Consider the following 12,135-nt stretch of genomic DNA (forward strand, 5'->3'; position numbering starts at 1 on the left):
GTATGAAGCAAGCATCCTCTCGTTATTCATTCAGCACACTGGTTGTGTGTTGCACCTTATTGGTAGCATTCGCAATCACCTTGTTGCCCAGTGCTGGCTCGGTCGCCTATGCCGCTGCCACCATCAGCGGACGTGCCTATCGCGACTACAACGCCAATGGCGTAATCGATAGTTTAGAGCCAGGCATTAGCGGCGTAACCGTCACGCTTTACAATGCCAGCAACACCGTCGTTGGTACAACGACGACCAATGCAACTGGTAATTACTCGCTAACCGACAGCGATCCAATTTATACCGGCCCATATCGGGTTGAGTTTAGTGATGCTCCAGCAACGGTTAAATCTGGCCCGATGGGTAGCAATTCAGGCTCAACCGTGTTGTTCGTTGCAGGCAGCACCGCTTCAGCCAATATGGGTTTCAACAACCCAGCCAACTACTGCCAAGATAATCCAACCTTGGTAACCAACTGTTTTAGCATGGGCCGCCAAGATCAAGCGCCCTCATCAACCTTTCACTCGATTGTCAGTTTCCCCTACACTGCTGGCAACACTGGCAATAGCCCAGCCCCAGGGGTTGATAGCCCAGCCCCAACCGATTTGGCCTTCGGCGCTGAAACTGGCCCAACCTTTGGTTTGGCTTGGCAACGCTCATCACGTAGCTTGTTCGCTAGCGCCGTCATGAAACGCCACGTTGGCTTTGGACCAAGCGGCACAGGCGCAATTTACCGCATTACCCCCAGCCCACGCACGGTCAGTTTGTTTCTCGATTTGAATACCGTGTTTGGGGCTGGTACTGCTGGGGTCGATCCACACCCCAACGGCACCGATCTGGTTCACGATTCAGCTGCATGGGACCCAGTGGGCAAAATTGCCCTCGGCGATATGGATATTTCCGAAGATCAAACCACGCTTTGGACGATCAACTTAGCCGATCGTCAACTGTATGAAATTCCAATTGGCCTAACCCCAACTGCGCCCAGCGCTGCTGCGATTGGTCGCTTTGCCGTGCCTGATCCAACCGATTGTGCCGCCAACGATCATCGACCTTATGCCGTGGCTGTCAACGAAGGCATGGTTTATATTGGGATGGTTTGTTCAGCCCAATCAACTGCTAGCGCCGCCAATCTGCGGGCTTATGTTTATCAATTTAATCCAAGCACCGATAGTTTTACCCAAGTTTTGAACTTTCCATTGAACCACACCCGTGGTTGTGCGGTTGTGCCTGGTTGTGCTAGCGCCAACTGGAACCCATGGCGCACCAACTTCACCGTCACCAATACCAACTTTGGCGGCGAGTATATCCAACCACAACCAATGTTGACCGACATCGAATTTGATAACGGCAACATGATTTTGGGTCTCCGCGACCGCTTCAGCGATCAAATGGGCTATCGCCAAAATGATACAACTGCGGGCAGCACTACCCTCTACATTGGCGACTCGGCTGGCGATATTTTGCGAGCTTGTAGCAATGGTAGTGGCTGGACGCTCGAAAGCAATGGGACTTGTGGTAGCATCAGCACCGCTGGGGCGGGCACCAACGAAGGCCCAGGCGGCGGCGAATATTACTTCCGCGATAATTACCCAGAACACGCCGAAGTCTCGCTTGGTGGCCTGTTGCAAATCCCAGGCAAGCCTGATATTGTCCAAACGATTTACGACCCAATCTTCGACTCAGCCCAATATTTCGATGGCGGGATTTTGTGGCTCAACAACAGCACTGGCGCTCGAACTCGGGCTTACCGGATTTACGATAGCAATGCCCAACCTAACACGCTAGCTAAAGCTGGTGGTTTAGGCGACCTCGAAGCCTTGTGCGATGCCGCGCCAATCGAAATTGGTAATCGGATTTGGAATGATACTGATAGTGATGGGGTTCAGGATGCTGATGAAAATGCGCTCGCTAACGTAGCTGTGCGCTTGTATGCGCCTGATGGCACAACTGTGCTTGGTAGTGCTACAACTGATGCCAATGGTAACTATCGTTTCTCGTCGTTGGCTGGCACTAGCACCCCTAGCACCATCTTCAACATCGCTGGCTTACAACCAAACCAAACTGGCTATTCAATTCGGGTTGCTTCAGTTCAAGCAGCCTTGACCAACAAAGTCTTGACGGCGGCAAATAGCAACAGTGGCACGAATAGCGATGTTCGCGACTCTGACGCAACGATCAGTGGCGCTGATGCGATTATTACCTTCAACACTGGCGTTGCTGGCGATAACAACCACAGCTATGACATCGGTTTTACCACCTATAGCCTAGGCAACCGCGTTTGGTACGATACCAACAATAACGGCACGTTCGATGCTGGCGAACAAGGCATTAGCGGAGTCAGCGTCAGCCTCTTTGCTGATAGCGATGCTAACGGGATTCCCGATAGCGGCACAGCCTTGACCACCCAAACAACCACGAGCGCTGGCTGCTATCGCTTCGATGGCTTAGCGCCCGAAAGCTACGTTGTTCGAATCAATCCTAGCAACTTTACGATTGGCAATCCACTCGCTGGCTATCGTAGCAGTATGGTTACGTCTGGCAGTGCCAATAATGATATCGATAACGATGATAATGGCATCGAAGGCCCAATTCTCGCAACCGATGGGGTTTTGAGCCATGTCATTACGCTTGGCGGCAATGAACCAACCAACGAAACTGATTTGTGTAGCACCGATCCGGCTGAACCAGCTACTAGCACGAATCTCTCGGTTGATTTCGGGTTCTTCAAGCTGAGCGTCGGCAATCGCATTTGGGAAGATGCTAACAATAATGGGTTGTTGGATGTTGGCGAATCGGGCATCGATGGGGTAAATGTTGCCCTCTACAATTCATCGAATGCCTTGATTGCTAGCACCAGCACGACTGGCGGTGGTAACTATAGTTTTGCTAGCTTGTTACCTGGCGATTATTACATCGAGGTCACACCACCAGCCAACTATATTTCCAGCACTGGCACTTCTGGCAGTCCAACTGGCACCTATGAGCCAGCACCCGATCCCGACAACAATATTAATAATGATGATAATGGCTCAACCAGCGGCGCAATCGTCAACACCGCCCAATTAACATTAACTCCAGGTAATGCCGGTGCGCAAAGCGCGACGATTGTCAATAATGCCAATGGTTCAACCGACGATACCACGTTGGATGTTGGTTTGTTCCAACCTTTGGCAGTCGGTAACTACGTTTGGAACGATGCGAATAACAATGGTGTCTTCAATGGTGGCGAAACCGGAATCAGCGGCGTAGCAGTCACACTCTATCGCGCTGGCTCAAGCACCGTGCTTGGCACAACCACCACCAACGCCACAGGCTACTATCACTTTGCCCTCCTTGGCGCTGGCGATTATGAAGTTGAACTTGATGCCAGCAACTTCTCAGGTGCAGGCGCGTTGGTCGGCTACACCAGTAGCACGGGCACGGCAGGCAGCCCAACCGGAGCCTACGAAGCAGCACCCGATCCCGATAACAATATTGATAGCGACGATAACGGCTCGATTGTTGGCACGCTGGGCACAACGGGCGTGATCAAGAGTGCCGCGATCAGCCTTGCCGCAGGGGCCGAGCCAACTGGTGAAACCAACGGCAGCGGCGATGCAACCATTGATGCCAACAGCAACTTGACGGTTGACTTTGGGGTCTATCAACCACTCAGCCTTGGCAATCGCATTTGGAACGATGCCAACAACGATGGCTTACGTAACAACGGCGAAACGGGCATTGCCAACGTGACGGTCGATCTCTATATGGATCGTGATAACAGCGGCGCAATCGATGCCGCCGATGCCCCAACGGTCGCCAGCGTGCAAACCAATGCTAGCGGCTACTATTTGTTCAGCAATTTATTAGCTGGTGATTATTGTGTTGCCATTCCAAGCAGCAACTTCACGGGTGCGGGAGTCTTGGTTGGTTTCAGCAGCAGCACTGGCGCAGCCGCTGCAACTGGCGCATTTGAACCAGGCCTCGATCCCGATAGCGACAACGCCGACGATAACGATAACGGTTCGGTCGTTGGCGCACTTGGCACAACGGGCAGCGTTCAAAGTGCCTGTTTCAGCCTTGCCGCAGGCGCAGAGCCAACTGGCGAAGCTGATAGCAACGGCACTGGTGGCGCAAACGATGCCAACAGCAACTTAACGGTTGACTTCGGCTTCTATCAATTGCCCAGCCTTGGTAATTTGATTTGGCGCGATGCTGATAACGATGGCTTGTTCAATAACGGTGAAACCGGCATTGCTGGCGTAAATGTTGATCTGTATGCTGATGATGGCGACGGCAGCTTCGATGCTGGCGATAGCTTCATCCGCCAAACTACCACCAACGGAACGGGAGTTTATAGCTTCGCTAATCTGTTGCCAGGTGAATATTTGGTCGTGCTGCCTGCTGGCAATTTCACCACAGGCAACGTGCTTGAAAATCATGTTAGTTCAACGGGTGGCGGCAGCGAACCAGCTAGCGACCCCGATAACGACACCAACAATGATGATAATGGCACGACGATTGGTACACTTGGCACTACTGGCGTTATCGCGAGCCAAGCAATCAGCTTGAATGCTGGCAGCGAGCCAACCAACGACGGCGACACCGACCCAAATACCAACCTAAGCCTTGATTTAGGGGTCTTCCCATTAGGCAGCATTGGCAATTTGGTCTGGTACGACACCAACAATAACGGCATCTTCGATAACGCTGAGCAAGGGCTGAGCAATATCACCGTAACTTTAGCAACTCCAGGTGCTGATAACCTGCCATGTACCGCCGATGATGTCGTGATTGGTAACCAAACCACTCCAGCCTCAGGCGCTTACAATTTTGCAGGTTTGATGCCAGGCAATTATGTCATCTCATTCAGTGGCTTGCCCGCAGGCTATGTCTTCACCCAACCAAATGTTGGCGGCGACGACACGATTGATAGCGATGCAAATGCCACAGGCTGTGCTGGCATCATCGCCTTGGGCGTTGGCGAAAACGACGATTCAGTCGATGCTGGCGCATATCAACCATTGGCGGTTGGTAACTACGTTTGGAACGATGCCAACAACAACGGTGTTCTCAACGCAGGCGAAACTGGAATCAGCGGCGTAACTGTCAACTTGTACCGCGAAGGTTCAAGCACGGTTCTGGCGACCACTACCACCAATGCCACAGGCTACTATCACTTTGCAGTGCTCAGCGCAGGCAATTATGTGATTGAGCTTGATGCCAGCAACTTCTCAGGTGCAGGCGCGTTGGTCGGCTACACCAGCAGCACGGGCACAGCAGGCAGCCCAACCGGAGCCTACGAAGTTGCTCCCGATCCCGATAACAACATTGATAATGACGACAACGGCTCAATCGTTGGCACGCTGGGCACAACGGGCGTAATTCAAACCGCCAGTGTAACCTTGGCCGACAACAGCGAACCAACCGGCGAGACCAACGGCAGCGGCGACACCACCCCTGATAGTTTCAGCAACTTGACGGTTGACTTTGGGGTGTATCAACCACTCAGCCTTGGCAACCGCATTTGGAACGATGCCAACAACGATGGCTTACGCAACAACGGCGAAACCGGCATTGCCAACGTGACGGTCGATCTGTACATGGATCGTGATAGCAGCGGCGCAATCGATGCAGCCGATGCCCCAACGGTCGCCAGCGTGCAAACCAATGCTAGCGGCTACTACTTGTTCAACAATTTATTAGCTGGTGACTACTGTGTCGCCATTCCAAGCAGCAACTTCACCGGAGCTGGGGTCTTGGTTGGTTTCAGCAGCAGCACGGGCGCAGCCGCCGCAACGGGAGCCTTCGAGCCAGGCCTCGATCCCGATAGCGACAACGCTGACGATAACGACAACGGCTCAGTTGTTGGCGCACTTGGCACAACGGGCAGCGTTCAAAGCGCATGTTTCAGCCTCGCCGCAGGTGCCGAGCCAACCAGCGAAGCTGATAGCAATGGCACGGGCGGCTCGATCGATGCCAACAGCAACTTAACGGTTGACTTCGGCTTCTATCAATTACTCAGCCTTGGCGATTTGGTCTGGGATGATGCCAACAATGATGGCTTGGTCTCAGGTGGCGAAACCGGCATCGCTGGCGTAACCGTGGCCTTGTATGCTGATGATGGCGATGGCAGCTTCGATGCTGGCGATAGCTTCATCCGCCAAACCACCACGATCGCTGGCGGCTTGTACAACTTCGATCAACTCTTGCCAGGCAACTATATTGTGGTCTTGCCAGCGGGCAACTTTACAACTGGCAATATTTTGCAAGGTTGGGCTAGCTCAACTGGCGGCAGCAGCGAACCTGCCAGCGACCCCGACAACGACATCAACAACGATGATAATGGCACGACGATTGGCACCCTTGGCACAACTGGGGTCATCGCCAGCAATGCGATCAGCTTGAATGCTGGCAGCGAGCCAACCAACGACGGCGACACCGACCCAAATACCAATCGTTCGCTCGACTTTGGGGTCTTTACCTTGGGCGGCTTGGGCAATTATGTCTGGTTCGATACCAACGGCAACGGCATCCAAGATGGCACTGAAAATGGCGTTGGCGGCGTAACTGTCACACTCTACACGCCTGGCCCCGATAACCAACCATGTACCGCCGATGATGTCGTGATCGGCAGCCAAATTACTAGCGGCACTGGCAACTATAGCTTTGGCGATTTGCAACCAGGCAGCTATTTGGTCAAGTTCAGCGACTTGCCAGCAGGCCATGTCTTTACCCAGCCAAATCTGGGCGGCAACCCGGCAAATGACAGTGATGCCAACCAAATTACTGGCTGTAGCGGCTTGGTCACAATCAATGTCGGCACGTATAACGACACAATCGATGCTGGGATTTACCAATTAGCTGGCTTAGGCAACTATGTCTGGCACGATCTCGATATCGATGGGATTCAAGATGGCGGCGAACAGGGCATTGCCAATGTGACAGTGCGCTTGTACATCGACAACAACACCGATGGCACACCTGATGGCGCAGCAATTAGCAGCACCTTCACCGGAGCCATGGGCGATTACTTCTTTGGTCAATTGCCACCAAACTCCTATTTGGTTGAATTTGTCGCCCCAAGCGGCTACTTCTTCACCCAACAAGGCGCAGGCAGCGACCCAACCATTGATAGTGATGCTGACACCACCACTGGCCAAGCAGCAACCGTTACGCTTGCCAGCGGCGATTCCAACCCGAATATCGATGCAGGTTTGTATCAATTGGCCAGCTTAGGCGACACGATTTGGTACGATACCAACATCAACGGCATCCAAGATAGTGGCGAAACTGGCGTGAACGGCTTGACGGTCAACTTGCTCGATAGCAGCAATGTGGTAATCGACACAACCACCACGGTCAATGGCAACTACCAATTCACTGACTTGATGCCAGGCGTTGGCTATTATGTTGAGTTCACCAAGCCTACCAACTACAACTTCAGCCAAGCCAATGTTGGGGCAAACGATGCAATCGATAGCGATGCCAACCCAGCCAACGGCTTGAGCACATTGATTACCTTGGCTTCGGCTGAGAACAACCCAACCATCGACGCAGGCATTTATGAATTAGCCAGCGTTGGCAACTTGGTTTGGGAAGATCAAGATGGCGACGGCATTCAAGACGGTACAGAGCCAGGCGTTGGCGGTGTGATTATCCGCATCTACGACAATAGCAACGCTTTGGTCGATACCCAAACGACCGCTCCAACTGGGGTTTATAGCTTCACAGGCTTGATTCCAGCGACTTACACGATCGAGTTCCAACAACCAGTTGGCATGGAATTTACCACACCAAACGTTGGCGGCGACGACACCGTTGATAGCGATGTAAACCCCAATACGGGAATCACTCCTGCGATCGACTTAGCCGCTGGCGAAAACGACATGACCTGGGATGCTGGGGTTTACACACCAGTCAGCTTAGGCGACTTGGTTTGGAACGACATCAACAACAATGGTATCGTCGATGGTAGCGAAGCTGGCATTGAAAACGTGGCGGTTGATATCTATCGCGATACCAATGCCAATAATCAACCAGACACTGGCGAAATGGTTGCCAATACCCTCACCGATGCTAACGGCAACTATTTGTTTACTGGTGCGCTACCTGGTGAGTACATCGTGGTTCTGCCAAGCAGCAACTTTGCTACAGGCGCAGTACTCGAAAATTATGTCAGCAGCACTGGCAACTTTGGCGCTCAACCAACGCCATTCGAGCCAGCCAGCGACCCCGATAACGACATTAACGACGACGATAACGGGATCACCTTCGCCGGCGGAGTCAAGAGCTTAGTCGTCACCGTTTTGGCCAATAGCGAGCCAACCAACGACGGCGATAGCAGCGCCAATAGCAATTTGAGCATCGACTTCGGCGTGTTCATCCCAGCCAGCCTTGGTAGTATCGTTTGGTACGATACCGATGCTAACGGCCAATACACCCCCGGCGATAGTGGCGTACCGGGCGTGATTGTAACGCTCTATGACATCAACGGTACGGCGATCATCAGCACGACCACCGATGCCAACGGCGGCTACCAATTCACCAACTTGCCTCCAGGCAGTTATCTGGTTGGTTTCGACAACTTGCCTCCAGGCTTCGTCTTTACCCACGATGATATGGGCAACGATGCCAGCGATAGCGATGTTGATCCCAACACTGGCTTGAGCGACATCATTGTCTTGGTTCCAGGCGATAACAATGGCACAATTTACGCTGGCGTAACCACACCAAACGCGATCGAGTTGGCTGATTTCAGCGCAATTCGTGAAGCTGGCAATGTGGTCGTTCAATGGACAACCGTCAGCGAATCAAAAACCCTTGGCTTCCATTTGTATCGCAGCAGCGATGGCAATCGCGCCAATGCAGTGCGCGTCACCAGCAGCATGATCGCTGCTCAAGGCCGTAGCGGTGGTGCAAGCTACCGCTGGCTCGACAGCAACGTCGATGATAGCAGCACCTATACCTATTGGTTGGTGGAAACCGAACTCGATGGCACAATCAACGAGTATGGCCCAGCCAGCACCAATGGCACGCAGGCTAATAGCTATCGAATCTTCGCACCAATGACCACTCGGTAATCGCGTCGGTAAGGGCTGGCTGGCATCATGCTAGTCAGCCCTTAATTTTTACACTGAGGATTGTGGCATATGTGGCATTATCTTGCTCTTTTTGGCATTCTTTGTTCGTTCGCCTTCAATCCACCACAGCATGCCTCGGCGCAACCAGCAATTCAAACTCGCGCAACCATCAATGAAACCCCAAACGGTTTACAAATCGAATGGCAAGCGGCCAAAGCAGTGCGGCCATTTGCCGTTTTAGTCGCCGATGCTTGGCAATTTCAGCCAACGCTCCAAGCGCTTAGTCTCGATCACCAAAGCATCAATCAACTCGTCGATTTGCCAGTACCAATGATTGTGTTGCGCGAAGGTCGGTTTCGCGGCCAACGCTTGGTCGTGCTGCAACCCCAAACAACATTCAATCAACAAACTATTACCCAAGCCAGCGTCTCTGTTAGTAACGCCCAATTGTTGAATGATCCTCATCGCTTGATTGATCAGCCGTTTCAATTACCCAAAAGCGTGCCCAGCCCGCAACTAGGCCAAGGCTGGCGCGTCATTGTCAATCAAGCAGGCATGCAGCAATTAACGGGTGCAAGCTTGGAGCAAGCAGGCATTAACTTAGCTACCCTCGAACGTTATAGCCTGCAACTGTGGTATAAAAATCAACAATTGGCGATTGAGGAGCAAGGCACGCTCGACGGCAGCTTTGATCGCAACGATGCAATTTGGTTTTATCAACCCAGTGTTGGCGACCGTTGGAATACAACCAGCAGTGTGTGGCTCAAAATCGGGGCCGCCCACAGCAGCCCAAAAATCCAGCAAATCAGCATCGATCCAACTGGCCTGCCAACCAGCACCCAAGCCTACCAAACCAGCACATGGTATGCTCCAAAAATCTATGATTCGTTGCAGGCTGGCAATGATGGTGACCATTGGTTTAGCGCCGATTTAAAGGCTGGCCCAGATCTCAACCCAATTACCCAGCAAATTTGGCTCACCAGCACCTTGCCACTCGCGACTGGCCCAAGCACAGTTACCTTGAATGGTATTGTCTACACCAGCGCTGCCACCAGCATAGCAATCACCAGCAGCCAACGGATCAATCTTAATTTGAATAGTGGTATTTTTACCAAATCGGCTCAACTTGCGCCAAGCCAAAACCTGCAACTGGCAATCGCCAGCACCCAGCAAATCAATGGGATTTCGCTTGATCGGCTGGTTTGGCAGCGGCCTGTGCTGCTCAACGCCAACTACCAATCGTTTCAATGGCAAGCATTACGTAAAGCCAATTATCAAATTAGCAACCAGCCCAACCAAGCAGTCAGCTATAACGTGAGCAATCCATGGCAACCACAGCGCATGCAATTTCAAAATAATACGCTGGCCGCCAATCCAGGCGATTATCTGTTGGTCAATCCCGCCAACCTTCCACAGCCCAGCATCCAAGCCAGCGCCACGGTTAATTGGGCTACACCCGCCAAAACAATCTACCTTGCACCCAAGCAATGGCATAGCCTTATTCAACCATTAATCAATCGTCGTCAGCAGCAGGGTTGGCAGCCTTTGTTAGTCGATGTTCAGGCGATTTATGATCGTTGGAGCAGCGGCAATGTTGATCCGTTGGCGATTCGCAATTTTATGCGCTACCTCGCCAGCACATGGTCGCAAGCACCTCAATCGTTGGTTTTAGTTGGTGATGGCACGATCGATCCGTTGAATTATCTAGGCCGCAACAATCCAAATATAATTCCACCATTGCCTGCCTATAGCGATCCATGGCTTGGCGAAGTTGCCTGCGACACGTGTTTTGTCCAACTTGATGGCGCGAATCCCTTGGATGACCCAATGCCCGACCTACAAATTGGGCGCTTGCCCGCCAAAACCAGCACCGAAGTCAGTAACTTAATCAACAAAATCAACGCTTACGAAAACGCTCCAGCCGATCTGCGCTGGCGTTCGCGCCAAGTCTATATTGCTGATAATTACAAAACAGCCAATGGTCAGGCCGATTATGCTGGCGATTTTGCAGCATTGAGCGATGCAATGCTCAGCTATCAACCAAGTCAGCTCGATATTCAGCGCATCTATTACGACCCTTGGCGCAAAACCAACAACGGTCTGCCACAAACTGATCCTTGGCGGATTGCCAGCGCCGACCAAGCTCGCCAAAAAACCTTTGAGCAACTTAATCAAGGGGCGGCAGTAGTGACCTACGTTGGCCATAGCCATCAATATCAATGGGCCATTACCGATTTGAGCAATAGCCAGCCCTATCTGTTGAGTTTGTACGATAGCGACCGCTTGCAAAATAGCCCAGCCCTGCCGATGATCTTGGAGATGACTTGTTTGACGAGTGCCTTTCAAACCCCCGCGTGGAGTGGTACGAGCCTTGATGAACGTTTGGTGTTACAACCGCAGGGTGGCGCAATTGCCACTTGGGGTTCAGCGGGCTTAGGTGTGGCCCATGGTCATGATTTGCTCAACGAAGGCTGGTGGCAACGCATGTGGAGCAATCCTAGCCAAACACCCATTGGTACAGGAGTACTAGCAGGCTTATTGCACTTGTTCAGCGATGGTGGCTGTTGCCAAGATAGCCTGCAAAGCTCGATTCTTTTGGGTGATCCCAACAGCTTATTACAACACCAAGAGCGTCAAGCTATCTACCTACCAGCAATTATTAAATAATCACATAGCTACAGAACTAGTGTTATCTAGGACTAATGGGCTACTCTCTTAAAATCCCCTCTTGCATCCAACACGACTAAAGAGTAGCTCATATATGCACCCGAATGATTCAACGGTTAAATCAGCTAAAACCCCTATTCTAGTAGTAGTATGATCAAACCTAGGATGAGCCAAATACCTGTGTGGGGGATCTTTTACGCGGGGGCGTATCCCTCATTTTCAAAAGCCATGACCTAAATCAAGATAGTACCTTTATGCTAGCTTTTTGGTGGCTTAAGCAGCTAAAGCTACTACTATAATGCAAATGCATTTATTCAACACTTGATACTTAATTCTTTACCAATATTCATGTACGTTCTTCGGAAGGGCATCGTTGACGATGTTTTGCGACGTAGAACTCTTTGGCTATGTG

2 protein-coding genes are annotated in these 12,135 nt (G+C 51.8%); both read left to right on the forward strand.

Translation table 11 applies throughout. The annotated features are described in order from the left end of the window. Positions 1-2 precede the first annotated feature (2 nt). Positions 3-9,056, forward strand: a complete 9,054-nt coding sequence (locus LCH85_17360; GenBank protein ID MCA0353764.1) for a hypothetical protein — start codon at positions 3-5, stop codon at positions 9,054-9,056. 69 nt (positions 9,057-9,125) lie between these two features. Further along, positions 9,126-11,723 carry a C25 family cysteine peptidase gene (locus tag LCH85_17365; protein ID MCA0353765.1) on the forward strand — a complete coding sequence of 866 codons (2,598 nt, stop codon included), beginning with the start codon at positions 9,126-9,128 and terminating at the stop codon, positions 11,721-11,723. Positions 11,724-12,135: the final 412 nt, after the last annotated feature.

This window comes from Chloroflexota bacterium (genome assembly GCA_020161265.1).
GTDB lineage: Bacteria > Chloroflexota > Chloroflexia > Chloroflexales > Herpetosiphonaceae > Herpetosiphon.